Annotated in this window: 20 protein-coding genes and 2 pseudogenes; 7 read left to right on the top strand and 15 right to left on the bottom strand. The window is 68.1% G+C overall.

From position 1 onward, the window contains the following. Positions 1-51 precede the first annotated feature (51 nt). From K3U93_RS25690 to K3U93_RS13770, 3 genes and pseudogenes are all read right to left on the bottom strand, one after another. Positions 52-153, bottom strand: a pseudogene (locus K3U93_RS25690) (ABC transporter substrate-binding protein); the annotation flags it as partial. Positions 154-258: 105 nt separating this feature from the next. Further along, positions 259-1,014 (bottom strand): ABC transporter ATP-binding protein, encoded by a 756-nt coding sequence (locus K3U93_RS13765; protein ID WP_230981254.1) that lies wholly within the window; start codon positions 1,012-1,014, stop codon positions 259-261. A gap of 10 nt (positions 1,015-1,024) precedes the next feature. Further along, positions 1,025-1,882 (bottom strand): ABC transporter permease, encoded by an 858-nt coding sequence (locus K3U93_RS13770; RefSeq protein ID WP_083011038.1) that lies wholly within the window; start codon positions 1,880-1,882, stop codon positions 1,025-1,027. Positions 1,883-1,990: 108 nt separating this feature from the next. On the opposite strand from K3U93_RS13770, the gene cobG reads away from it, so the two are divergent. Genes cobG through K3U93_RS13785 form a run of 3 tightly spaced genes read left to right on the top strand, consistent with a single transcriptional unit; the run spans position 1,991 to position 5,205 of the window. Next, on the top strand, positions 1,991-3,088 hold the full coding sequence (gene cobG / locus K3U93_RS13775; RefSeq protein WP_083011037.1) for a precorrin-3B synthase: 1,098 nt from the start codon (positions 1,991-1,993) through the stop codon (positions 3,086-3,088). Between the two features lie 9 nt (positions 3,089-3,097). Next, a complete protein-coding gene (locus tag K3U93_RS13780; RefSeq protein WP_083011036.1) occupies positions 3,098-3,724 on the top strand; it encodes a precorrin-8X methylmutase in 627 nt (208 codons plus the stop codon). Beyond that, complete coding sequence (locus K3U93_RS13785; protein ID WP_083011035.1) at positions 3,721-5,205, top strand: precorrin-2 C(20)-methyltransferase; 1,485 nt, start codon at positions 3,721-3,723, stop codon at positions 5,203-5,205. The genes K3U93_RS13780 and K3U93_RS13785 overlap by 4 nt, the downstream gene beginning before the upstream one ends. 28 nt (positions 5,206-5,233) lie before the next feature. Here the strand turns inward: K3U93_RS13785 and K3U93_RS13790 are convergent, their stop codons facing one another. From K3U93_RS13790 to K3U93_RS13800, 3 genes are all read right to left on the bottom strand, one after another. Further along, the gene (locus K3U93_RS13790; protein ID WP_083011034.1) at positions 5,234-8,101 is read right to left on the bottom strand and encodes an MMPL/RND family transporter; all 2,868 of its coding nucleotides are present in this window, start codon (positions 8,099-8,101) and stop codon (positions 5,234-5,236) included. After that, complete coding sequence (locus tag K3U93_RS13795) at positions 8,098-8,529, bottom strand: MmpS family transport accessory protein (RefSeq protein ID WP_083011033.1); 432 nt, start codon at positions 8,527-8,529, stop codon at positions 8,098-8,100. The genes K3U93_RS13790 and K3U93_RS13795 overlap by 4 nt, the downstream gene beginning before the upstream one ends. Before the next feature lie 188 nt (positions 8,530-8,717). Further along, complete coding sequence (locus K3U93_RS13800) at positions 8,718-10,268, bottom strand: PPE family protein (protein ID WP_083011032.1); 1,551 nt, start codon at positions 10,266-10,268, stop codon at positions 8,718-8,720. Positions 10,269-10,417: 149 nt separating this feature from the next. Between K3U93_RS13800 and K3U93_RS24920 the strand changes: the two are divergent. Together K3U93_RS24920 and sigC are read left to right on the top strand one after the other, a co-directional pair. Beyond that, positions 10,418-11,104 (top strand): annotated as a pseudogene (locus tag K3U93_RS24920) (DUF2275 domain-containing protein); the annotation flags it as partial. Between the two features lie 117 nt (positions 11,105-11,221). Further along, positions 11,222-11,776 carry an RNA polymerase sigma factor SigC gene (gene sigC / locus K3U93_RS24925; protein WP_230981681.1) on the top strand — a complete coding sequence of 185 codons (555 nt, stop codon included), beginning with the start codon at positions 11,222-11,224 and terminating at the stop codon, positions 11,774-11,776. A gap of 32 nt (positions 11,777-11,808) precedes the next feature. Here sigC and K3U93_RS13810 read toward each other — a convergent pair whose 3' ends face one another. Genes K3U93_RS13810 through dprE2 form a run of 4 tightly spaced genes read right to left on the bottom strand, consistent with a single transcriptional unit; the run spans position 11,809 to position 15,210 of the window. After that, positions 11,809-12,537: a cobalt-precorrin-6A reductase gene (locus K3U93_RS13810; protein ID WP_083011030.1), complete on the bottom strand. Its 729-nt coding sequence runs from the start codon at positions 12,535-12,537 to the stop codon at positions 11,809-11,811. Continuing rightward, on the bottom strand, positions 12,537-13,292 hold the full coding sequence (gene cobM, locus K3U93_RS13815) for a precorrin-4 C(11)-methyltransferase (RefSeq protein WP_083011047.1): 756 nt from the start codon (positions 13,290-13,292) through the stop codon (positions 12,537-12,539). The genes K3U93_RS13810 and cobM overlap by 1 nt, the downstream gene beginning before the upstream one ends. Beyond that, positions 13,289-14,461 carry a precorrin-6y C5,15-methyltransferase (decarboxylating) subunit CbiE gene (gene cbiE / locus K3U93_RS13820; protein WP_083011029.1) on the bottom strand — a complete coding sequence of 391 codons (1,173 nt, stop codon included), beginning with the start codon at positions 14,459-14,461 and terminating at the stop codon, positions 13,289-13,291. Before cbiE ends, cobM begins: the two co-directional genes overlap by 4 nt. Beyond that, positions 14,458-15,210, bottom strand: a complete 753-nt coding sequence (gene dprE2 / locus K3U93_RS13825) for a decaprenylphospho-beta-D-erythro-pentofuranosid-2-ulose 2-reductase (protein WP_071509932.1) — start codon at positions 15,208-15,210, stop codon at positions 14,458-14,460. Before dprE2 ends, cbiE begins: the two co-directional genes overlap by 4 nt. A gap of 35 nt (positions 15,211-15,245) precedes the next feature. Here dprE2 and K3U93_RS13830 point away from each other — a divergent pair, with 35 nt between their 5' ends. After that, the gene (locus tag K3U93_RS13830; protein ID WP_071509931.1) at positions 15,246-15,656 is read left to right on the top strand and encodes a F420-dependent biliverdin reductase; all 411 of its coding nucleotides are present in this window, start codon (positions 15,246-15,248) and stop codon (positions 15,654-15,656) included. A 34-nt stretch (positions 15,657-15,690) separates the two neighbouring features. Here K3U93_RS13830 and K3U93_RS13835 read toward each other — a convergent pair whose 3' ends face one another. The 3 genes from K3U93_RS13835 to K3U93_RS13845 form a co-directional block, all read right to left on the bottom strand. Beyond that, positions 15,691-15,909 carry a hypothetical protein gene (locus tag K3U93_RS13835; RefSeq protein WP_083011028.1) on the bottom strand — a complete coding sequence of 73 codons (219 nt, stop codon included), beginning with the start codon at positions 15,907-15,909 and terminating at the stop codon, positions 15,691-15,693. Between the two features lie 31 nt (positions 15,910-15,940). Further along, on the bottom strand, positions 15,941-18,979 hold the full coding sequence (locus tag K3U93_RS24930; protein ID WP_083011027.1) for an ADP-ribosyltransferase: 3,039 nt from the start codon (positions 18,977-18,979) through the stop codon (positions 15,941-15,943). A gap of 107 nt (positions 18,980-19,086) precedes the next feature. Beyond that, entirely contained in the window at positions 19,087-20,214 is a 1,128-nt protein-coding gene (locus K3U93_RS13845) for a M24 family metallopeptidase (RefSeq protein WP_083011026.1), read from the bottom strand. A gap of 55 nt (positions 20,215-20,269) precedes the next feature. On the opposite strand from K3U93_RS13845, the gene K3U93_RS13850 reads away from it, so the two are divergent. Next, entirely contained in the window at positions 20,270-21,253 is a 984-nt protein-coding gene (locus tag K3U93_RS13850) for a 5'-3' exonuclease (protein WP_083011025.1), read from the top strand. A 1-nt stretch (position 21,254) separates the two neighbouring features. Here K3U93_RS13850 and K3U93_RS13855 read toward each other — a convergent pair whose 3' ends face one another. Beyond that, on the bottom strand, positions 21,255-21,992 hold the full coding sequence (locus K3U93_RS13855; protein ID WP_083011024.1) for a DUF4333 domain-containing protein: 738 nt from the start codon (positions 21,990-21,992) through the stop codon (positions 21,255-21,257). A gap of 61 nt (positions 21,993-22,053) precedes the next feature. Further along, the gene (locus K3U93_RS13860) at positions 22,054-24,807 is read right to left on the bottom strand and encodes a DEAD/DEAH box helicase (RefSeq protein WP_139797029.1); all 2,754 of its coding nucleotides are present in this window, start codon (positions 24,805-24,807) and stop codon (positions 22,054-22,056) included. Positions 24,808-24,903: the final 96 nt, after the last annotated feature.

The raw sequence follows: 24,903 nt of genomic DNA on the forward strand, positions 1-24,903 counted from the left end.
CGTGCTCCACCGTCCTCGCGGGCATGAGTGTGCCTGCGCTGACTGGGCGTCGAGGTTCGGCCGCAGCGCCTCGTTGAATCGACGATCGACCCAGTCGGCGAATTTCGGCGACGATTGAAGCTGGCCCGACGCCGCGAACAGGTCGGCGAGTCGCGGCGGCTGGGGCCGCCTTCGGGCCCGAGCGGGCCTGGTGCGAAACGCATCCGCTCAACAGCAGTCCGAATACCGCGATGAGCGCGACGAATCCTCATCCCATGACTAGAACCGCACGCCGAGACGGTCGAGCAGTTCGGCACGGTGCTGTTCGGTGTGATGACCGGGATCGCCCGGCGGGCGCCGCGGCTCCTGGATCGTCACCGTGTGAACGACGCGGCCCTGCTCAAAGACCAGCACCCGGTTGGCGAGCGCGACGGCCTCGTCGACATCGTGGGTAACCAGCAGCACACCGAACCCGTGTCGACGCCACAGGCTCAGCAGCAGGGTGCGCATCGTCAGCCGGGTCAGGGCGTCCAGCGCCCCGAAAGGTTCGTCGAGCAGCAGCAGCTGCGGCTCCGCGACGAGCGCCCGGGCCAGCGAAACGCGTTGGGCCTGACCGCCCGACAGCGTCAGCGGCCAGGCACCGGCGTAGTCCGCCAGCCCTACGTCGGCTAGCGCCCGTTCGGCGCGTTGCCGAACCTGCGCCGCCGGCAGCCGGCCGCGGGTGAGGCCGTAGCCGACGTTGGTTCGCACGTCACGCCACGGGAACAGGCGCGGCTCCTGGAATGCCAACGCCGGAGCGCCGGCGACCACGCGATCGCCGCCGTGGTCTCGCGAGAGTCCGGCCAGCACCCGCAGCACCGTCGACTTGCCCGAGCCGCTGCGGCCGACGAGGGCGATGATCTCGCCGCTTACCACCTGTAACGAGACGTCGACCAGCACATGATGGCGGCCATACCACTTGTCGACGTGACGCAGCTCTCCGGCGATCTCGGCACGCGCCCGTTCCGCCGCATCGGGTTCCGCAATGGCTGTCAAACTTAACCTTTCACTGTCGATAGCGCAGCGTCCGGCGCTCGATGACGCGGACGATCGCGTCGGTGGCGATGCCCAGGAGCGCATAGACGGTCAGCCCGAAGATGATGATGTCGATGCGCAAGAAGTCGCGGGCATTGTTGATGAGGAAGCCGATTCCCTTGTCGGCGTTGATCTGCTCGGCCACGATCAGCGTCAACCAGGCGATCGCCAGCGACTGCCGCAAACCGACGAGCACCTGCGGCGCCGCGCTCGGCACGACGATCCGCGTGAACCGCTGCCAGAACGAAAAGCCCAGCACCTGGGCGGTCTCGAACAGTTTCGGATCGACCTGCCGGATCGCCGAGTAGCTGTTGAGGTAGAGCGGGAAGGTTACGCCCAACGCGACCAGCAGCACCTTGGGCAGCTCGCCGATTCCGAACCAGAGGATGAACAGCGGGATCAGGCCCAGATGCGGCAACGCGCGGATCATCTGCATCGGCGGGTCGACCGTCGACTCGAACCAGCGGGACAGGCCGACCGCGGCACCGAGCAGCAGCCCCAGCGCCGCGCCCAGCACCAGCCCCTCGGTCACCCGCACGCCGGACACCTCCAGCGCGTCGGCGAGCTGGCCGTTGCGGGCCAACTCGAGGCCGGCCTGGAGGATCAGCGACGGGGCGGGCAGCACATCCTGGGGAATGACGGCGGTCGCACTGCCCAGCTGCCACAGGGCGAGCAGCGCCAACGGCGAAGCGATGCGGACGATTTCCCATCTGCGGCGCGCCCACAGCCCGGTCCGGCCGGCGGCGCGGGCGGGGTCGGTCTCGGTCGACGCGGCAGCCAGCGCGGTGCCGATGCTCACGGTGTCGACGCTCCTCACGATCGGGGGCATACGAGCAAGACGCACCACGGCGTCGCGTAACGAACGCTAGGGCGAAGCCGGCGACCGAGTAAGGGTTTGCTTCTGTCTGAGGCAATCTTGGCCCGCTACCGTGGGTGAATGGCCAGGGCCCGCGACACCGACGCCTGCCCGGGCGCGCTACAGGTGCACCAGGCGGCCGACGGCGCCCTCGTACGGGTCCGGCTGCCCGGGGGGACGATCACCGCGGCCCAGTTGGCGACGCTGGCCCGCCTGGCAAGCGGTTTCGGCTCGGGAACGCTGGAGCTGACCGCCCGCGGCAACGTGCAGTTGCGCGGCATCACCGACGTGGCGGCGGTGGCCGACGCGATCACCCGCGCTGGGCTGTTGCCGTCGGCGACCCACGAGCGGGCCCGCAACATCGTCGCCTCGCCGCTGTCCGGTCGGGTAGGCGGGCGCGCCGACGTGCGGGCGTGGGTGGGCGAGCTGGACGCGGCGATTTGCGCCGAGCCCACGCTCGCACAGCTGGGGGGCCGGTTTTGGTTCGGCCTCGACGACGGCCGCGCCGACATCTCAGGACTGGGCGCGGACGTGGGTGCGCATGTCCGAGACGACGGCGTGGCGCTGCTGTTGGCCGGACGGGACGCCGGTGTGCGGCTGGCCGTTGGCGAGGTGGTCGAGACGCTGATCGGTGTTGCCGCGCGGTTCGTCGAGATGCGCGGAAAGGCTTGGCGCGTCGACGAACTGGCCGATATCGCCGCGTTGTGGCCCGGCGTCGAACTCGGCGCCGCCTTTCCGCCCGTCACCAAGCCGCCGGTGGGCTGGATCGGCCAACAAGACGGCCGGGTCACGCTGGGCGCCGCGGTGCCGCTCGGGCTCCTGCCGGCACGCGTCGCGGAGTATCTTGCCGCGGTCGAGGCGCCGCTGGTGGTCACGCCGTGGCGATCGGTGCTGGTGTGCGATCTCGACGAGGCCGCAGCCGACACGGCGCTGCGGGTGCTGGCGCCGTTGGGCCTGGTTTTCGACGAGGGCTCCCCCTGGCTGAGCGTCAGCGCCTGCACCGGCAGCCCCGGGTGCGCGCGCTCGGCCGCCGACGTGCGGGCCGACGCGGCACGGGCGCTGGACGCGCCGCCGACCGTGCACCGCCACTTCGTCGGCTGCGAACGCGCCTGCGGCAGCCCGCCGGCCGGTCAGGTGCTGGTTGCCACCGGAGACGGATACAGACTGTTCAGGTCTTAGGGTGAGCGGGTGCTCGACTACATCCGCGACGCGGCGGAGATCTATCGCCAGTCGTTCGCGGCCATCCGCGCCGAAGCCGACCTGACGCGATTCCCGGACGAAGTCGCGCGGGTCGTGGTCCGGTTGATCCACACCTGTGGTCAGGTCGACGTCGCCGAGCACGTCGCCTACACCGACGACGTCGTCACGCGGGCCAGCGCCGCCCTGCGAAGCGGCGCACCGGTGCTCTGCGATTCGTCGATGGTGGCCGCCGGGATCACCACCGCGCGGCTCCCGGCCGGCAACGAGGTGGTGTCGCTGGTGGCCGACCCGCGCGCGGCCGAACTGGCCGCGCGCCGGCACACCACCCGGTCGGCGGCCGGCGTGGAACTGTGGGCCGGCCGGCTGGCCGGCGCGGTGCTGGCGATCGGTAACGCACCCACGGCCCTGTTCCGGCTGCTGGAACTGATCGACGAGGGGGTTCCGCCGCCGGCCGCGGTGCTGGGCGGGCCGGTCGGATTCGTCGGGTCGGCGCAGTCCAAGCAGGAGCTCATCGACCGCCCGCGCGGCATGTCCTATCTGGTGGTGCGGGGGCGTCGCGGCGGCAGCGCCATGGCCGCGGCCGCCGTCAACGCGATCGCGAGCGACGCCGAATGACCCAGCGGGGCAGGCTATATGGAGTCGGATTGGGGCCGGGCGACCCGGAGTTGGTGACGGTCAAGGCCGCCCGGGTGATCGGTGAGGCCGACGTGGTGGCCTATCACAGCGCCCGGCATGGCCGCAGCATCGCCCGCGGCATCGCCGAACCGTACCTGCGGCCCGGTCAGATCGAGGAGCACCTGATCTACCCGGTCACCACCGAGGTGACCGACCATCCCGGCGGCTACGCCGGTGCGATCGAGGACTTCTACGCCGAGGCCACGCGCCGCATCGCCGCGCACCTCGACGAGGGACGCGACGTGGCGCTGCTCGCCGAGGGCGACCCGCTGTTCTACAGCTCCTACATGCACCTGCACACCCGGCTGACGCAGCGGTTCAGCGCCATCATCGTGCCGGGCGTCACGTCGGTGAGCGCCGCGTCGGCGGCCATCGCGACACCGCTGGTGGCCGGCGACGAGGTGCTCACGGTGCTGCCGGGCACCCTGCCGGTCGCGGAACTCACCCGCCGGCTCGCCGACACCGACGCCGCGGTGGTGCTCAAGCTGGGCCGTTCGTATCAGGCTGTGCGCGAGGCGCTTTCGGTATCCGGACAACTTGATGACGCGTTCTACGTGGAGCGGGCCAGCACGCCCGGACAACGCATCCTGCCCGCCGCGCAGGTCGACGAGGCCGGCGTGCCGTACTTCTCGCTGGCCATGCTGCCGGGCGGGCGGCGCCGCGAAGCGGCGGCCGGCGCCGTCGCGGTGGTGGGCCTGGGTCCCGGCGATCTCGACTGGATGACGCCGCAGAGCCGACGCGAGCTGGCCACCGCGACCGATCTGATCGGATACGCCGGCTACCTGGACCGCGTCCCGGTCCGCGACGGCCAGCGACGCCATCCCAGCGACAACACCGACGAACCCGCGCGTGCCCGGCTAGCGTGCGCGCTGGCCGAGCAGGGAAATGCCGTCGCGGTGGTGTCGTCGGGCGATCCGGGGGTGTTCGCGATGGCCACCGCGGTCTTGGAGGAGGCCAAACAGTGGCCGGGAGTGCGGATCCGGGTGATTCCGGCGATGACCGCCGCCCAGGCCGTCGCCAGCCGGGTCGGTGCCCCGTTGGGTCACGACTACGCGGTGATCTCGCTGTCGGACCGGCTCAAGCCGTGGGAGGTGATCTCCGCGCGGCTGGCCGCCGCGGCCGCCGCCGATCTGGTGCTGGCCATCTACAATCCGGCGTCGAAGACGCGGACGTGGCAGGTCGGCGCGATGCGCGACGTGTTGCTGGCCCATCGCGAACCGGGCACGCCGGTGGTGGTCGGCCGCTCGGTATCCGGACCCGTGTCCGGGCCCGACGAAGAGGTCCGCGTCGTGCGGCTGGCCGATCTGGATCCCGCCGACGTCGACATGCACTGCCTGCTGATCGTCGGATCATCGCAAACCCAATGGTACTCAGATGATTTCGGCGACCGAGTGTTCACCCCGCGGCGTTACCCGGGCTGATATTTTATCCCGGCGTGACACGCCTGGATCAGCTCGACGATCTTGCCGATGCCGTTCTCTGACAGGCGATGTGAGACGAGCGCGTGGGAAATGGCTTGCGCTGCAGCAGCACCCGTTGCGGCCACCAGAACCACCGTCCGAGCAGCACGGCCATGGACGGCGTCATGAGCGAGCGCACGACCAGGGTGTCGAACAGCAGGCCCAGGCCAATTGTGCTGCCGGCCTGGCCGATTGAGCGCAGGTCGCTCGCGGCCATGGACATCATCGTGAAGGCGAACACCAGGCCCGCCGCCGTGACGACCCCGCCTGTTCCGCCCATCGAGCGGATGATGCCGGTCCGTAGTCCCGCCCCGATTTCCTCCTGGAACCGCGATACCAGCAGCAGGTTGTAGTCGGACCCGACGGCGAGAAGGATGATCAACCCGAACACCGGCGCGATCCAGTTCAAGTCCAGGCCCAAAATGTGTTGCCAGACCAGCACGGAAAGCCCGAAGGCGGCACCCAACGACAGCAGCACCGTGCCGACGATCACCAGGGAAGCGACCAGCGCTCGGGTGATGATCAGCATGACGACGAATATCAGTGTCAGCGCGGCTATTCCGACGATCATGAGGTCGTATCGCGAGCCAGTCTGAATGTCGTTGTAAACCGCCGCCGTGCCGGTGAGAGAGAACTTGGCATTGGCCAGTGCGGTTCCCTTCACGGCTTCGTGCGCGGCGGCCAGTTCCGGCTTGACGGCGGAGATGCCCTTGGGGGTTGCCGGGTCGGCGTCGTGGGTGATGATGAACCGCGCCGCCTTACCGTCCGGCGACAGAAAGAGTTTCAGGCCTCGTTGGAAGTCGGGGTTGTCGAACGCTTCCGGCGGCAGGTAGAAGTAGTCGTCGCTCTTCGACGAGTCGAAGGCCTGACCCATTGCGCTCGCCGTGTCCGTCATCCGCGCCATCTGGGTGACCAGTCCCGAGAAACTGCTGTGCAAGGTCAGCAGGGTCCCCCGCATGGATTTGGCGACGGCGATGATCGGCGGGAACTGAGCGAGCATTTGAGGCAGCACCGCGTCGATGTTGTTCATGTCCTTGAGGAGCACGCTCATGTTCTCGCTGAACTTGTCCACGCCGTCGATCGCGTCAAACACCGACCTTGTGGCCCAGCAGACGGGAATGTTGAAACAGTGCTGCTCCCAGTACAAGTAACCGCGAAGCGGCCTCGCGAAATCGTCGAAATCCGCCAGATGGTCCCTCATCTCGTCCAGCGTGGCCTTCATGTCGCCCATGTCGCCGACCATGCGATGGGTCGTGGTGTTCATCTGGCCCAGCAGCCCGTACATCCGTTCCATCGAGCCGATCATGGCGCCCAGATCGTCGCTCATCGTGAGCATGTCGGCCATCCGGTCCTTCATGAATTGCAAGTTCTCTTGTATCGGAAGCGCTTGCATGCTGACCTGGAACGGGATCGAGCTGTGTTCGATCGGGCCGCCCAAAGGCCGGGTGATGCTTTGCACCCTCGCGATGCCTGGCGTCCGGAACACGTCCTTGGCGATCCGGTCCAGGATGATCATGTCGCCGGAATTCCGCATATCGCGATCACCCTCGATCATGAGGATGTCGGGATTGAGTCTGGCGGCGCTGAAATGGCGTTCCGCCGCGGCGTATCCGACGTTCGACGGCAGGTTCGACGGGATGTAGAAGCGATCGTTGTAACTGATCTTCATGCTGGGCACGACGAGCAGACCGACGAGGGCGACGAGTAGCGCGGCCACGAAGATCGGGCCGGGCCAGCGGACGGTGGCGGTTCCGATGCGCCGCCAGCCGCGCGTCTTGATCATTCGTTTCGGATCGAGCAGACCGAACCGGCTGGCCACGGCGACAACGGCCGGCGCCACGGTCAGCGCCCCCGCGATCACGACGAGCAGCCCGAGCGCGGACGGAATGCCCAGGGCCTTGAAATAGGCCAACCGCGCGAAGTGCAGGCAAAAGGATGCCCCGGCGATCGTCAGCCCCGACCCCAAGATGACATGATAGGTTCCGCGAAACATCGTGTAGTAGGCCGTTTCTCGATCCTGACCGGCCTGACGTGCCTCTTGGTAACGTCCGATGAGGAATATCGCGTAATCCGTTCCCGCGGCGATGGCCAGGGACGACAGCATGGCGACGACGAACGTCGAGAACCCCAGGAGGTTGTAGTTCCCAAGAATGGCGACGACTCCCCTGGCCGTGCCCATCTCGAACCCGACCATCACCAAAACGAGAAGCACGGTGCTGATGGAGCGATAGACGATGAACAGCATGATCATGATGACCAGGCCCGTCACACCCATCATCTTGAGCATGCTTTTGTCGGCGGCCTCGGTCATGTCCGTGGTGAGCGCCGCCGGACCGGTGACATACGCCTTTAACCCGCCGGGCGGCGGTGACGAGTCGACAATCTTGCGGACCGCGTCAACGGACTGGTTCCCCAACGTGCTGCCTTGATTGCCGGCAATGTTGAGCTGGACGTATGCGGCCTTGCCGTCCCCGCTCTGCGACCCGGCGGCGGTGATCCGGTCGCCCCACAAATTCTGCACGTGCTGCACGTGTTTGGTGTCGGCCGCCAGCTTTTTGACCAAGCCGTCGTAATAGGTGTGGGCTTCGTCGCCGAGTTCTTTGTTGCTTTCCAGGACGACCATGACGATGCTGTCCGAATCGGACTCGTGAAACGTCTGGCCTATGCGCTTGGCGGCGATCATCGACGGCGCATCGTGCGGCGACATCGTTACAGCGTGCGTTCTGGCGACCGATTCTATCGGCGGCACAAGAACATTCAGCGCGATCGTCAAGAGCAGCCAGGCCAGGATGATCGGCAGTGCCAACGCTCGGACCAGCCGCATGAAGGGCGGGCGAGCAGCCTCGTGGCCGTTCATGCGGCCTTCACCAGGCAGAAGGTCTGGGCGTGGTGTCCGCGGGACGATTGCTCGTCGCGGACCTCACCGTTGACGACGATGCGACACCCGATGTCGTCGCTATTGCCCTGTGCGACCACGTTGGCGATGACGGCCGGAATCGTCGTCGTGAGCGTGTAGGTCCAGGGCAGGCTGGTGAAGTTCGCTTCCTCCGGCTGCGCATTCTTGTTCAAATAGCTCACGCTGCCCGCCGTATCGCTGGGCCCGAAAACCTCATAGGTCACGCGCTTGGGGTTGAACGACACGATCGCTTCGGCGTTACTGCCCCTCGATGAAAAGACCTCGTCGGAGCCGAAAACGCCGCGCAGCCGATCGACGGCCATCCCACCGACGGCAACCGCCACGACGACGACAAGCGGTATCCAGGCCCGCTTGAGCAAGGTGAACACTGAAGTCTCCCTTCGCTCGTGGCCTGGCCAGCCTCCGGTCGCCCCTCCCTGTATACCATACCCCCTACGGTATTTTAGTGATTGGGGCGCCGTCGCCGTTTGGGCGCCCGGATCCCCGTGTTGGCCGGCTACGACCGGCAATGAGGCACGAACGGTTGCTGTCGTGAATGAGAAAGGGTGTCGCGCACCTATTCCGGCGAATCGCCCCAGCCGCTCGGCACCATCGGCAGGACCGGGCCGTCGCTCCACCCGTCGCCGGTCATCGTCTTCAGCCCGGCGGCCTCGGTCAGACCGGACGTGGCGGCGGCCATCGCAAATCCGATGGGTCCAGCGCCTCGGTCCGACGCCGCGGCGTGCCGGTCTTCCGCGTCGAGCCCCAGGTCCAGGTTCTCGTCTCCATGCATGAATTCGTAGCGGTGCGCGCGGTCGGTCATCGCCCCGCGGCGCCGACGGGTCCGCTTCCGCTGGCGGCACGATGCCGCCGCGGCCGACGGGGCAGCGGCGTCGTCGGGCGCCGGCTCTTCGGACTTACGGCGTGCGCGGCCGCTGGCGCCGCCGCCCGCCGACAGGCCCGACAGGCCCACCGCGTACAAGACGTCGGAAATACCCGCGCCGATTCCGCTCGTGGCCGTCGGGCCGAAACCAACGCCGGGACCGGCCCCGATGGGTCCCCCACCGATCGCCGAGGCTGGACTCGGCGCGGCAGGGCTGGGCATCGCCGGGCCGCCGCTCGCGCTCGCGGGGATAGCGCCCGGCGTCGCAGGAGCGGGCACGCCTACCGGTGCAGGCGTTGCCGCCGCCACCGACAAGGGCGTGGCCACAGAGACCGGAAGCGCGACGCCGGTGGCGCCCGCGGCCGCCGCGACACCCGCCGCGGGCATGACGGCGGCAGCTAGTACGGGGGCCGCCTCCGCCACGGGCAATACGAGCACCAACGTATGAAAGACGGTCCAGGCCATCGCGGAGGCTAACGTCGGCGAAAGCCCGGGTACGTCCGCCAACAGCGTGGAACTGAGCGAGCCGGTAAATGCGTGCGCGTTGATGGGCCATCCATTGGGGTAGATCAGCTCGCCCAGTGGCTGAGCGAAACCCTGGGTGTAGTCGGTGAGCAGCGCCGCGAGCTGCTTCTGAAATGACGTGCTCAGGTCGCTTAACGACGTCGCTTGCTGCTGGGTGGCCGCTTGCTGGAGCTCTCCGCCCGGGGCGACGATCTGCGGCGCGGGAGCGGTCGCGGGCACCGCCGCCAGAGCGGATTCGGCGACGGCCTGGTAGGTGGTCATCGTCGCGGCGGCTTGCAGCCACATGCGCACGTAGTCGGCTTCGTTTACAGCGATGGGGATGGTGTTGATGCCGAAGAAGTTGGTTGCCACCAATGCCGCGTGAATGGCGTGGTTGGCGGCAAGTTCGGCCAACGTGGGCATGGTGGCCAGGGCGCTGGCGTAGGCGCTCGCGGCCGTCTGGTGCAGTGTGGCCGCGGCCGTGCTCTTGGCGGCGCTCTCGAGCAGCCAACTCAGGTAGGGGGCGTGCGCCGCGACGTATTGTTCGGCGCTGGGCCCCTCCCAGGCGCCCGCCTGCACCGCGCCCAACAGACCGGTGAGTTCGTCCGCCGCCGCGACGTATTCGGCGCCCAACGACGACCACGACCCGGCGGCGGCCACCAGCGGTCCGGGGCCCGGGCCGCTGGTCAGCAGCGCCGAGTGCACCTCCGGCGGAAAGGCGATCCAGATTGGGGCCGTCATCGTCGGCGGCCTTCAGGCAGGGACACGAATACCTCTTCGGCAAGGTCGGGCGGTGCTTGCCTCCAGTGGTCGTTTTGCCGGACGGTTTAGTTCCCGCCTGGTTTTGCGACGCCTTTGCGCGTAGACCGGGCATGCGCAACGATGCAGGGATGCGGTGTGACGTTGCGCGTGAGGCGCTTTCTGCGCGATTGGACGGCGAGCGTCCCCAGGTGCTCGCCCAGCAGGTCGATGCCCACCTGGAATCGTGCCGGGGTTGCCGCGCCTGGCTGATCAGCGCTGCCGCGCAGACTCGCCGCCTGGCCTCCATCGAGCCCGGCCAGGGGCCGGACCTGGTCGACAAGATCATGGCAAGCATCGGTGAGCAGTCCCCCGCGTATCACCACCGGATGCGCTGGCTGCGGTCGCACTACCGGCGCTGGGGACTGATCGGTGTCGGCGTGTTTCAGGTGGCGATCGCGGCCGCCCAAATCAGCGGGGTCGATTTCGGCATGGTGTCGAGCCACATGCACGGCGCGATGTCCGGAGAGCATCTGATGCACGAGTCCACCGCATGGTTGCTGGCATTGGGCCTGGCCATGATCGCCGCCGGCATATGGCCCGTCACCGCGATTGGTGTGGCGGCGATTACCGGTGTCTATTCCGTCGCGCTGTCGAGTTACGTGATCGTCGATGCCTTCGCTGGCGAGGTAACCGCGACACGCGTCGCCAGCCACATGCCGTTGCTGTTGGGCCTGGCGTTCGCGTTGCTGGTGGCGCGTGAACGCGTCGGGACGCGAAGGCCGCACGCCTCCGATGCCCCAGACGCCGATTACCCCGCGTGGCCATCCAAGCCGGCCACCGCCCGGCGGCGCGGGCATCTTTGGCCCATCGACCGGTCGGCTCACGACCCCGTTGCAGCCTCTACGACAACCGGTCGTAGACTGGCCGGGCCCGCGCAATTAAGGTGGTTGGCCATGACCGCGTCACGAGACGACGAGGCCGTTACCGAACTCGCCTTGGCCGCCGCAAGCGGGAACGCGCGAGCGCTCGAGGCGTTTATCAAAGCCACCCAGCAGGACGTCTGGCGGTTTGTCACCTATCTGTCGGACGCGGGCACCGCCGACGACCTGACCCAAGAAACCTTCCTGCGGGCAATCGGCGCCATCGAGCGGTTCTCCGGACGCTCCAGCGCCCGAACCTGGCTGCTGGCCATCGCGCGCCGCGTGGTCGCCGATCACATCCGCCACGTCCGATCCCGGCCACGCACCGCGTCCAGCACCTATCCCGACCACCTCGTCAGCGGTGACCGCCACGCCCGCGGATTCGAAGACCTGGTCGAGGTGACCACGATGATCGCCGGCCTCACCACCGAACAACGGGAAGCCCTGTTGCTCACCCAGCTACTCGGGCTGCCCTACGCCGACGCTGCGGCGGTGTGCGGCTGCCCGGTGGGCACCATTCGTTCGCGTATCGCCCGCGCCCGCGATGCGCTGTTGGCCGACGTCGACCGTGACGACCTGACCGGTTAGCGGTTAGCCCTGGCGGGCGCTGGGGTCGACACTCATAGACCCAGTCGCGCAACCCATTCGGTGGCTTCCTTGACGGTGCCGACGTGCGTCACCCCGTCCGGCAGGGGTGGCCGCTGGACCATCACCACCGGAATGCCCAGGGCGGCAGCGGCATCCAGCTTTGCCCGGGTCATGTCGCCGCCGCTGTTCTTGGTGACCAGGGCGTCGATGCGGTGCTCACGCAACAGCGCCAATTCGTCGTCGTAACGATACGGGCCGCGCGACAGCAACAGTTGGTGACGGCGCGGCAGTAGGGCGGCATCCGGCGGGGTGACCGCCCGGATCAAAAACCACGCGTCGCTGCCGGCGAAGGCCGTGACGCCCGAGCGGCCGGTGGTGAGAAATACCCTCGAATTACCTTGTCTCGCTATGGTTTCCGCCGCTGCGTTGTCAGATTCGACGACGATGGCGGCACCGGGATCCCACGCCGGGCGGGCCAACACCACATGCGGTATCCGCAATTCGCCGCACGCTTCGGCGGCGCGCGCGGTCATGGTGGCCGCGAACGGGTGGGTGGCGTCGACGACGGCGTCGATGCGTTCGTCTTGCAGCCAGCGTCGCAGCCCGTCGACGCCGCCGAAGCCGCCGATTCGTGCGGGGCCGACCGGCAGGGCGGGATCCGGTACCCGGCCGGCCAGTGAGCTGATGATGTCGACCTGTGGGTGCAGGGTTTTGGCCAGGGCGCGTGCCTCGGCGGTGCCGCCGAGCAGCAAGACCCGCATCAGTGCCTACTCCCCCGGGTCCTGTCGGTGGAGTACAGGTAGCTGTCGGTGAATTCCTCGGCGGCCAGCACGTCGCCGACGATGATGACGGCGGTCTTGGTGATGTTGGCGTCGCGCATCCGCGCGGCGATGCCGGCCAGCGTGCCGCGCAGCACCGTCTGCCGCGGCCAGCTCGCGAAAGCCACTACTGCGGTGGGTGTTTCGGGCCGGTAGCCGCCCGCTATCAGTTGCGGGACGACGGCGTCGATTTGGGCGGCAGCCAGGTGCACGACCAGGGTGGCGCCGGATTGGGCGAGGATGGCCAGCTCCTCGCCGGGCGGCATGGGGGTCGACAGGGTCGCCACCCGGGTCAGCGTCACCGTCTGCGCTACGCCCGGGACGGTGAGCTCGCGTTTGATAGCGGCCGCGGCCGCGGCGAAAGCCGGTACGCCCGGCACGATTTCATAATCGATGCCCAGCGCGTCGAGCCGGCGGCACTGCTCGGCCAGCGCGCTGTACAGCGACGGGTCACCGGAGTGCAGCCTTGCCACGTCGTGGGCCGCGGCGTCGGCGTCGGCGAGTTCGGTGATGATCTGCTCGAGCGTCAGGGGGCCGGTGTCAACGATTTTCGCGCCGGGAGGGCAGAGCCCCAGCAGGTCGTCGGGCATGATGGAACCCGCGTAGAGGCACACTGGGCATCTTTCCAGGAGCCGTTGGCCGCGGACGGTGATAAGGTCGGCGGCGCCCGGGCCGGCGCCGATGAAATACACCGTCACCGTATCACCGCCCACTGGGTGACCGGCATCTGCGGGCGCCAACCGGTGAAGCCACCGAGCGGTTCGCCCCGATAGTGCTGGAAGCGTCGCAGCTGGCCGCCCAACCTCGAGTATGCCTGCGCTAGAATAGATTCCGATTCGGCGGTGACGGCGTTGGCTATGAGGCGCCCACCGGGGGGCAGGTGGTCGAGGCAGGCGTCGAGGAGCCCGGGCCCGGTTAGGCCGCCGCCGATGAAGACCGCCGACGGTGCCGCGGCGCCGTCGAAGGCGTCGGGCGCTTGGCCGCGCACGTCGATTTCTAGACCGGATGCGGCAGCGTTGAATCCGATGTTGAGGCGGCGCCGCTCGTCGCGCTCGAACGCGACCGCGGCGCAACCCCGCCAACTTCGGCACCACTCGACGCTGATGCTGCCCGAGCCCGCGCCGACGTCCCACAGCCGTTCCCCCGGCCGCGGCGCCAGGGCCGCCAGGGTCACCGCCCGGATCCCGTGCTTGGTGATCTGCCCGTCGTGGACAAACGCGTCATCGGGCAGGGGCGACATGCGCTCGTCGGGCAGGTAGCGGACGGCGATCACGTTGAGGTCGTCGACGTCGGGGGGCGCGTCGTCGGCCCACTGGCGTGCGGTGCCGTCGCGGCGGTGTTCGGTTGGGCCGCCGAGGTTTTCGAGCACGCTGATCGTGGAGTCGCCTCGGCCGTGTGCGTTGAGGAGTGCGGCCAGTTCCTGGGGTGTGGATCCGTTTTTCGACAGCACGATCGCCTGCCCGCCGCGGCGCACCGCGGTGTGCGGCTGGGCGGTGACCAGGCTGATCACCTCGGTGTCGTGGACGTTCCAGCCCATCCGCGCGCACGCCAGCGTCACCGAGGACACGTGCGGCAGCACCCTGACCCTTTCGAGGCCGTGCAGCCGGATCAGGGTGCCGCCGATGCCGTGCAGGAGCGGGTCGCCGCTGGCCACCACGTGGATGTCTTGGGTGTGGCCGTCGAGCAGGGTTTGCAGTGCGGGCAGCATCGGCGACGGCCATTCCCGGCGGGGTGCGAGCACCGTGTCGTCGAGCAGGTCAAGCTGTCTCCTGGAACCGTAAACGACCGTGGCCCTTCGCAGTTCGGCGCGTGACGTCTCGGCGAGCCCCGTCATGCCATCGGCGCCGATCCCGACAACGACGATCATCGCGGCATCCTTCGCCAGACGAACTGCGGCAGCAGCCGCAGCGCGAAGAGCATCGGCCGCAGCGCCCACGGGATCCACACGGTGCGATGGCCTTTGGCCAGCGCACGCGCGGTCGCGGCGGCCACCTGCTGCGGGGTGCTGGACAGCGGCGCGGGCGTCATGCCCGCGGTCATGCGCCCGATGACAAATCCCGGCCGCACGATCAGCAGTCGCACCCCGGTGCCATGCAGCGCGTCGGCCAGTCCGCTGGCGAATCCATCCAGGCCGGCCTTCGCCGAGCCGTACACGTAGTTGGCGCGGCGCACCCGCACCGCCGACGCCCCCGAGGAGAACACCACCAGCGAGCCCCGGCCGGCTTTACGCATGGTGGTGGCCAGGTGGGTCAGCAGGCTGATTTGGGCGACGTAGTCGGTGTGCGCGATGGCGATCGCGTGCGCGGCGTCGGTCTCGGCGCGGGCTTGGTCGCCGAGGATCCCGAAGGCCAGCACCGCCGTGGCGATGGGCCCGTGTTCGGCGACGATCGAGGCGATGAGCGGGCCGTGCGAGGCCAGGTCGTCGGCGTCGAACTCCCTGGTGTGCACGGCCCTCGCGCCGGCTTCGCGCAGCGTGACGACCTGCTCGTCGAGCTGATCGGCTTTCCGCGCCGCCAGCACCACCGTCGCGCCCGGCGCCAGGAGCCGCGCCAGTTCGATGCCGATCTCGCTGCGGCCGCCCAGGATTAGTAGCGGGCCTGCGCCCGTGTCGTCCACGGCTGCGATTATTACCTGCGCTAGCGTGGGCGGTGATGGCGAATACCACTACCCGGCTGACCGACGACGCGCTGGCATTCCTGTCCGAACGGCATCTGGCGATGCTGACCACGCTGCGGGCCGACAATTCCCCGCATGTGGTGGCGGTGGGTTTCACGTTCGATCCCAAGACCCACATCGCGCGGGTCATCACCACCGGCGGCTCCCAGAAGGCGGTCAATGCCGACCGTGGCGGCGTTGCGGTGCTCAGCCAGGTCGACGGCGCGCGTTGGCTGTCGCTGGAGGGCCGATCCAAGGTGAACAGCGATGCCGACGCCGTACGCGACGCCGAGCTTCGCTACGCCCAGCGCTACCGCACCCCGCGAGCCAACCCGCGGCGGGTCGTCATCGAGGTGCAGGTAGAGCGGGTGCTGGGGTCCTCGGATCTGTTGGACCGGGGCGAGTAGCACGATGTAGCCATCGCGCCCACACTCTCCGTGCTTAACTGCCCTTCCTGCGCGGGTCATACTCGGTGCCCGAAGTGTCGTTCCAGAATTTTGGCGACACTTCCGTGACTCGATCTTCCGGAGCTACGGCATCAACTTTTGCCTGAAACTCATCGAACGATTTTCGTGCGGCCGCCAACTCTTCTTCTGTCGGTGGAGCCACGCCTGCCTCTTCCGGGGTTGAGAAGATCTTTCCCGCAATTTCTCTACTCACGATAAACGCTCCTATCTCTTTGGCTGCGGCATCAGTCGCGATCTAATCGCTCAATCATCTCGATAATAGTTTTGCCTGTTAGCGGATCTATCGTCTTATCTACAATATAAAAATGCGTACCCGCGGGAAACAAAATCTCGCGCTCGTCAGGGAACAACGACACAGACGAGATATCTCGTCCTGTGTTGGAAAAAATCCTGAACTCAACATTCCCAGTGAAAGCCGTAGACCGCGCCACAGCAGGATTCGTTGTAGTACTCAGGAAAGCTTTCTCTGTAATGACTTCACCCGGTCGATATTGCGCAAGCACCTCGGGTGGAAGGTCTGTCCCCCGAGTTACTGTGCCACGATACATCGGAAGCTTTTGTAGCGCATTACTAATGGCGTCGATACGAGCATGTTGAGACGCATCCACCGCAGTGCTCCTCAACGCGTCGTTCAGGTCTAAATATCCTGTTCCAGTGTAGTCAGCCATCGCGGAGAGATCATCTGAGCTTAAGCTATCGCTGGGGTTCTGGTGATACCCACTATCGGCAGAATGATCATTGTTGGCACCTTCGCCCCTGGGTTCGTGAGGTGTGTCGTCGCGGGGTGTCAGTTTCGATTGTCGACCGTCGAGCGGATCATCGTCGCCAGGCCGAAAGGGACCACCTTGCGGTGGCTTCGGCCGACTACCGGGAGGGCCACCATCGCCAGGCCCCCGTGGTCCAGCGCCGTGCATCGGCAGTTCGGACGGGCGACCTCCCGCGGCTGGTGCATGCGGCCCCGGCTTGGCGGCGGGCGTGGGTCGCGGTGCGTGCGCCGCGACGGGTGCCGGCTCAGTCGGGGTTCCGCTAGGCGTCGCCAGCACGCGCGGTGGGGAATGTTCAGCCACCTGTGGAATCGCCAACGGCGCTCTTTCACCCACTGCAGCGGGCACAGTCGAGAGAGGTGCGCCGGACGCGGGCGTTGAAGTCGGTTCATGTGGGCTTTCCGTCGGCACCGAACCTGGCTCGCCCGGACCACGTTCCGGCGCCGGCCCTTGTGGGTCTCCGGGCGGCTCAAAGACAGGCTCATGTGAACCCTCAGCAGGCACCGATGCCGGGTCGTGCGGACTACTTTCGGGTGCCGGGTCGTGCGGACCCCCTGCCGGTACGGACGCCGGCTCGTGCGGACCGCTCCCAGACGCGGGCTCACGCGGACCCTCTGCGGGGGGCGACATAGGTTCATGCGGACCTGCAGCCGCCGGAGTGGCCGACGTCTCTGCCGGCGGACCGCTCTGCGGTGCGTGCGCGTGCGAAGGCTCTACCGGCGCCGCGATGGGGTTATGTGGACCCGCGGCCGCCGGCGCTGACATCGGCTCATGCGTACCGCCAGCTGGCGCAGGCACTGGAGCCTCTGCCGGATCGTGTGGACCGTTCACCGGGGGCGCCGATACCGGCTCATGCGGACCGCCCCCCGGTCCGGGCGACTCGTGGGGCGTCGCCCCCGTCGCGGCGGTTGCCCCCTCAGACGCACCCGGTGCGGCGTCAGGTGGGTGTGGTGTCGCCTCGACCGGCGCCTCGAGCGGCTTGCCGGGTGGCAAGCCCACCGGGCTACCGCTAACGGGTGCGGGTTCGATCTTGGGCAGATCCCCGGTGAGGCCTTCGAGGTTTTTGCTCAGGTCGCCGCTTGTCTTGGAGATATCCGCCAAAGCGCCACGAACACCCGCGATCTCCCCGAGCTCACCGGCCGCTCTCTCAGCACGCCCCGCCGCGCCAGCAGCCTCCGCTGCTTCGGCGCCACGTGCGGCCGCCCCGGCACCGTCGGCCGCAGCGCCTGCTTCCCCCGCTCCGGGAACAAACAGCGTTGCGACGTCGAAAAGGTTTTCCCCGAACCCCAATCCCGGCCGAGCTGTACTCCAATCATCCAGGTGCAGCAACGATTTGAGCATTTGTAGGTCTGTTTTCCCGGCCTCCTGGGGGTTCAGGAAGGAATTGATCAGACTTCCCTTCCATAAGCTTTTCCCCAAGGCCGACCAGGTGGCCGCCGCGCCCTTGGGATCGAAAAGGAACCACCTTGGATCAAGGTCGGCGATGCCTTCCACCATGCCGACGGCGCCCTTGACGACACCCTCGTTCGCATTGACCCACGTGTCGAACACGGTCGCCACCGGGTTTCCGACTTCCTCACCCAAAAACTGGGTGAACTGGCCGCGCATGAATTTCTCGAATTTGACCACCAGGCCGTCGCCGACCTGCATCACCAGCTTGATTCCCTGCTCGAACGCCCGAGCTTCGCGGCCCAAGTTGTGCAGCACGTCGTTGATGTCGCGGGCGATCTTCTTGATCTCCTCGAGCGCATCGCCTTCGAAAATCAACATCACGTCATGCACTGGATTGGCCAGCGATCCCACCCGGTGCAGCAAATCCCGGATCGCGTTCTGAGCGTGATCCACCTCGTCGGCGAAACCGTCGAGGCTGCTGGCCAGCTTCCCGCACTGCTCGCCGACATCCCCGATGCAGTTGCCGATCTGGGACAACGCCTCATCGATCTTGGCGCCCTCGGGGATCTGCTGGGCATCGAATAGGGACTTGGAAGCATTGAGCGCGCCCCGCATCCCGGCCGCCGCAGCACCAAAACCCCGCCACCGCGCCGCCGCCGCATGCAGCCCCGGCACGTCGCCGTCGGGCCACACATCGTCGACGAACGACTCCACCACTTCCCACAGCAGCGGTGGCGGCGACCCTGGACCCCACGTCCCGGGCGGACCCGGGGCCGCGATCGTGCCCGGCTCGGCCGGCGCCTGCAACACACCGCCACCACCGCCCAGCGTCGAGGCCGCCTCGGCCCGCGAATAGTTCGACGCTCCTTGCTGTATCAGCGCCCCGCAGTGCCGGCACGCGTTAATCGCGGCCGCCGCGGCCTTCAACAGCGACCCCGCCGCATCCTGATAGCCCAGGCCGAACACCTCACCGGCCACATCATGACCGGTGTTGGCCGCAAAACCCGCCGTCAATACCGTCAAACTCGCGGCCAAACCATCACCAGCGGCCACCACGGCGCTGCCCGCAGCGAACAACGCCTCCGGATCAACCGCCAGGGAAACCACGCGCAAAATTCTCGCCCAGGTCCTCGCGCGCCGCCATTCACCCAAACGCCGCCAAGCTACCCAGGACCGGCTAGCGCCACAACTCACTCATCCACACCAAGGGCCTGTCAGGCCACGGGCACCACGACCAGTTCGTGCGGGCGGCTGTTGACGGCCAGGGCGCCGTCTTCGGTCACGACGACGATGTCCTCGATGCGGGCACCCCACCGGCCCGGAAAGTAGATGCCCGGCTCGATGGAAAAGGCCATGCCCGCGGTCAGCAGCAAGTCATTGCCGGCGACGATGTAGGGCTCTTCGTGAACCGACAGCCCGATGCCGTGCCCGGTGCGGTGCACGAAAAACTCCGCGAGCCCGGCCTCGGCCAGCACGTTGCGGGCGGCGGCGTCGACCTGCTCGGCGGTCACTCCGGGGCGGACGGCATCAAAGGCCGCACGCTGGGCTCGTTGCAGCACCGAATACTGCTGTGCCACATTGTGTTTGGGATCCCCGATGCTGTAGGTGCGCGTGGAGTCGGAGTGGTAGCCGGGCTCATATGCGCCGCCGATGTCGACGACGACGATGTCACCGACCTGCAGTTCTCGATCCGAATAGCCGTGATGCGGGTCGGCGGCGTGCGAGCCAGAGCCAACGATGATGAACGACACTTCCGAATGCCCTTCGGCGACAATCGCTTCGGCGATGTCGGCGGCGACGTCGGCCTCGGTGCGGCCCGGGCGCAGGAACTCCGGGACGCGGGCATGCACCCGGTCGATGGCCGCACCGGCCTTGCGCAGCGCGTCGATCTCGCATTCCTCCTTGATCATCCGCAGCCCGCTCAGCACGTCGGTGGCCAGTATCGGTAGTACGCCAAACACACCGGCCAACGGCAACAGGTGCAGCGCGGGCATGGAATCGGTGACGGCGGTCGCGGGAAGGCCGCCACCCAAGGCGTCGCTCACCAACCGGTATGGGTCGTCGCCATCGACCCAATCCCGCACCGCCAGGCCCAGTTCCGCGGCGGCCGAATCCTTCAGCGAGGCCAGCTCCAGCCGCGGCACCACGACCGTCGGGTCGCCGGAGGCGGGCAACACCAGCGCGGTGAGCCTCTCGAACGTCTGCGCGCGCGAGCCGATGAGGTAGCGCAGGTCGTAGCCCGGGGTGATCACCAGCCCGGTGAGGCCGGCGTGGGCGGTCGCCGCAGCCGCGGCGGTCAGGCGACGCACATACACTCCCGCGTCGAATCGGTGAGCATCCATGCCGGCCAGGCTAACCGCGCAAGTCGACGGTGGGCGACGTGAGACCATAGCCGGCATGCCCGCGCCCGTAGGCCCGCCGAATGGCGACCCGCCACTCGTGCTGCTCGACGGCGCCAGCATGTGGTTCCGCTCGTACTTCGGGGTGCCGTCGTCGATCACCGCCCCCGACGGCCGGCCCGTCAACGCCGTGCGCGGATTCCTCGACTCGATGGCCGTGGTGATCACCCAACAGCGGCCCGGCCGGCTGGTGGTGTGCCTCGACCTGGATTGGCGGCCGCAATTCCGGGTGGACCTCATCCCGTCCTATAAGGCGCATCGCATAGCCGAGCCGGAGCCGGAAGGCACGCCCGACGTCGAGGAAGTGCCCGACGAGCTGACACCGCAGGTCGACATGATCATGGAGCTGCTGGACGCTTTCGGGATCCCGACGGCGGGCGCACCCGGGTTCGAAGCCGACGACGTGCTGGGCACGCTGGCGGCGCGGGAACGCAGTAGCCCGGTCGTCGTGGTCAGCGGAGATCGCGACCTGTTGCAGGTGGTAGCCGACGATCCCGTCCCGGTTCGGGTGCTCTACCTGGGCCGCGGGCTGACCAAAGCCACCTTGTTCGGCCCCGCCGAAGTGGCCGAAACCTATGGCGTGCCGAAGGATCGGGCGGGGCTGGCCTACGCCGAACTGGCGCTGTTGCGCGGCGATCCGTCCGACGGCCTGCCGGGTGTGCCGGGCATCGGTGAGAAGACGGCGGCTACCCTGCTGGCCCAGCACGGCTCGCTGGATCAGATCCTGGCCGCGGCCCACGACCCAAAGTCCAAGATGGCCAAGGGTTTACGGATGAAACTGCTGGCCGCGACCGACTACATCGAGGCCGCTGGCCCGGTGGTGCGGGTGGCCACCGACGCGCCGGTCACGCTGTCGACGCCCACCGACGCGCTACCGCTGGCGGCCGCCGACCCGCAACGCACCGCCAAGCTGGCCACCGAGCTGGGCGTCGGGTCGCCGATCGCCCGCCTGCAGAAAGCGCTCGACAAGCTGCCCGCGTGAACTATTGCGGCCGGCCGACCTCGTAGGTGCCCTTGTTGTCCTGGAAGGTCACCGTCACACGCTTCTGGGCGCCGTCGATGCTGACGTCGCAGTCGAACGTGGCGCCCTTCTTGACGGTGGGATCTTGGCCGTGGTTGCACTTGACGTCTTTGACGTTCTTGGCGCCGTAGCCGTTGGTTTCGTCGCTGAGGATCTGCTGAACACCGGCCTGAGCCTTGTTGATGTCCAGTTTGGTGGTGACGAAGAACCCGGGCTGCCAGAAACCGAGCACCAGCACGACCGCGATGAGCAGAAGGGCGATCGCCCCGATCACACCGCCGATCAGCGCGGCCGAGCGTTTCTTACCCGGTTGTTCGTAGGGCGGGTATTGCGGCGGGTATTGGCCGGGCTGACCATACTGCCCGGGCTGAGCGTACTGGCCGGGTTGACCGTACTGGCCGGGTTGACCGTACTGGCCAGGCTGGCCGTACTGCCCCGGCTGACCATATTGCCCGGGCTGACCGTATTGGCCGGGTTGGCCGTAGCCGGGCTGCGGGTACTGCTGCGGGTATGCCTGCTCGGTCGGCTGCTGGTACTGCGGATACTCGACGGGCGGCGTATACGCCGGCGCCTGCCACGTCGACTCCTGGGCCGACTGCTGCCAGGGCGATCCCACCTGGGTCGGTTCCGAGGACTGATCGCCACCCTGGCCCGGCGGTTGCCACTGCTGGCCCGGGTCCGATCCCTGCGGTCCGCTCATCGTTTCTCCTGAGTCCCCTTGCGTCTTGGTCGAGCTGATTTAACCGTAGCTCGGGCCCAGCCTACCCGGCGTCAACTGCGACGACGCCGCGCCGGACGTCATTGATGGCACGCTTGGCGGTCGCCCGCAGCTCGGCATCCGGCGCGGCGTTGCGAACCTGGTCCAACAGGTCGAGCACCTGGCGACACCACCGCACGAAGTCCCCCGCCGATAACGGCGAACCGGCACCGGTCACGTCGGCGGCGGCCAGCGCCGCGGCCAGATCCCCGGTCCGGGCCCAGCGATAAATGACATGAACGAAACCGTCGTCGGGTTCACGACTGGGGGCGATCCGGTGCGCCTGCTCGTCGGCGCGCAGCGCGGTGGACAGCCTCAACGTCTGCTGCAACGCCTGCCGCAATCGCTGGGTGGGCACCTCGGCCGCAAATGCCGCACCGGGACCGTCACCGCCCCGGGCCTCGTACAGTACCGCCGAGACCACCGCCGCAAGCTCGGCCGGTTTCAAGCCCGCCCACGCGCCGGTGCGTAGGCATTCGGCGATCAACAGGTCGCTCTCGCTGTAGATGCGGGCCAGCAACCGGCCGTCGTCGGTGACGTGCGGATCGGTGGCCGAGCCTTCGATGAAGTCGCGCTCGGTGAGCAGCCCGACGATCCGGTCGAACGTGCGGGCCAGCGAGTTGGTGGCGGCGGCCACCTTCTTCTCCAGCTGCGCATTGTCGCGTTCGATGCGCAGGTAGCGCTCGGCCTGGCGGATCCGGTCCTCGAGGTTGGAAGTGTTGTGTGCGGGATGACGACGCAGCTGCGACCGCAACGACGCCAGCTCCGGGTCGTGGAACGCGCCATCCTTGTCCCCGGTGGGGCCGCGACGGCCGGCCGGAATAGTCAGTCCGGCGGCCGCGGATCGCAGCGCCGACGCCAGATCGCGCCGGACCCGCGGCTGGCGGTGCTCGACCCGCTTGGGCAACGACATCGACCCGACGGGGGCCGACGCACCCGAATAGTCCGCCGACGAGATCCGCCCCGCCCATCGGTGTTCGGTGAGCACCAGCGGCCGCGGGTCGGAGCTGTCGCGGGCGGACTCCAGCACCACCGCCAGGCCACCGCGGCGGCCGTGGGTGATGTTGATGATGTCGCCTCGACGCAGCGCGGCCAGCGCATCGCTGGCCGCCAGCCGTCGTTGTAGCCGCGACGCGCGGGACTGGGCGCGTTCCATTTCGGAGATCCGCGCGCGCAGCCGGGCGTATTCGAGGATCGGCGCTTCGGGTCCGCCCAGCTCGGCGGCGATCTCGTGCATCATCCGTTTGCCCCGGTCGATGCCGCGGACCAGGCCGACGACGGAGCGATCGGCCTGGTACTGGGCGAACGACTGCTCCAGCAGTTGATGCGCCTGCTCGGGGCCCATCCGGTGCACCAGGTTGATCGTCATGTTGTACGACGGGGCAAACGAGCTGCGCAGCGGGAAGGTGCGGGTGGAGGCCAGGCCGGCCACCGCGGACGGTTCCGTGGTCTCTTCGCTGGGGTTCCACAGCACCACCGCGTGGCCTTCGACGTCGATGCCGCGCCTGCCGGCGCGGCCGGTCAGCTGGGTGTACTCACCGGGTGTCAGCGGCACGTGCTGCTCGCCGTTGAATTTCACCAGCCGCTCCAGCACCACCGTGCGCGCGGGCATGTTGATGCCCAGCGCCAAGGTTTCGGTGGCGAACACCGCCTTGACCAGGCCGGCCGTAAACAGCTCCTCGACCGTGTGCCGGAACGCCGGCAGCATCCCGGCGTGGTGGGCCGCCAAGCCGCGCATCAGCCCTTCCCGCCACTCGTAGTAGCCGAGCACCGCCAGGTCGGCGTCGGCGAGATCACCGCAGCGGTGGTCGATCACCTCGGCGATCTGTGCCCGCTCCTCCTCGGTGGTCAGCCGCAGCGGAGACCGCAAACACTGGCCGACCGCGGCGTCACACCCGGCCCGGGAGAACACGAAGGTGATCACCGGCAACAGCCCTTGGGAATCCAGGGTCGCGATCACCTCCGGCCGCGCGGGCGGCCGGTAGAAGCGCGGTCGCCCGGGACCACCTCGTCCCCCACGTCCGTGTCGAGGCTGCCAGTCCGACATCCGGTCGGCCTCGCGGCGATGCGCGATGTGACGCAGCAGGTCCGGGTTGACCCGCGGCTCACGGGTGGCGCCCGGTTGATCGCTGCCGTAGTCGAACAGGTCGAACAGACGCTTGCCCACTAAGACGTGTTGCCACAGCGGCACGGGCCGGTGCTCGTCGACAACCACGGCCGTGTCGCCACGGACGGCCTGGATCCAGCCGCCGAATTCCTCGGCGTTGCTCACGGTCGCCGACAGGCTGACCACCCGCACCTCGTCGGGCAGGTGCAGGATCACCTCCTCCCACACCGGGCCCCGCATCCGGTCGGCCAGGAAGTGCACCTCGTCCATCACCACGTACGAAAGCCCTTGCAGCGCAGGCGAATCGGCGTAGAGCATGTTGCGCAGCACTTCGGTGGTCATCACCACCACGGGCGCGTCGGCGTTCACCGACAGGTCGCCGGTCAACAGCCCGATCCGGTCGCGGCCGTAGCGGGCGGTCAGGTCGGTGTGCTTCTGGTTGCTCAGGGCCTTGAGCGGTGTCGTGTAGAAGCACTTGCCGCCGGCAGCCAGCGCCAGGTGGACGGCGAACTCGCCGACCACCGTCTTGCCGGCGCCGGTCGGCGCGCAGACCAGCACGCCGTGGCCTTGTTCGAGCGCCGCGCAGGCCCGCCGCTGAAAGTCGTCGAGCGCAAAGGGCAGCTCCGCGGTGAACCGGGCCAGCTCGGTCACGCCGCTGCCCGCTGGCGCGAGGGTGCGCAGTTGTACGCCCATATCGGCGTGTCGCGGTACAAACACGCACCGTCGCGCCGAGGGGAGCGCCAAGCG

The sequence above is a fragment of the Mycobacterium malmoense genome, from assembly GCF_019645855.1.
GTDB classification, from domain to species: domain Bacteria; phylum Actinomycetota; class Actinomycetes; order Mycobacteriales; family Mycobacteriaceae; genus Mycobacterium; species Mycobacterium malmoense.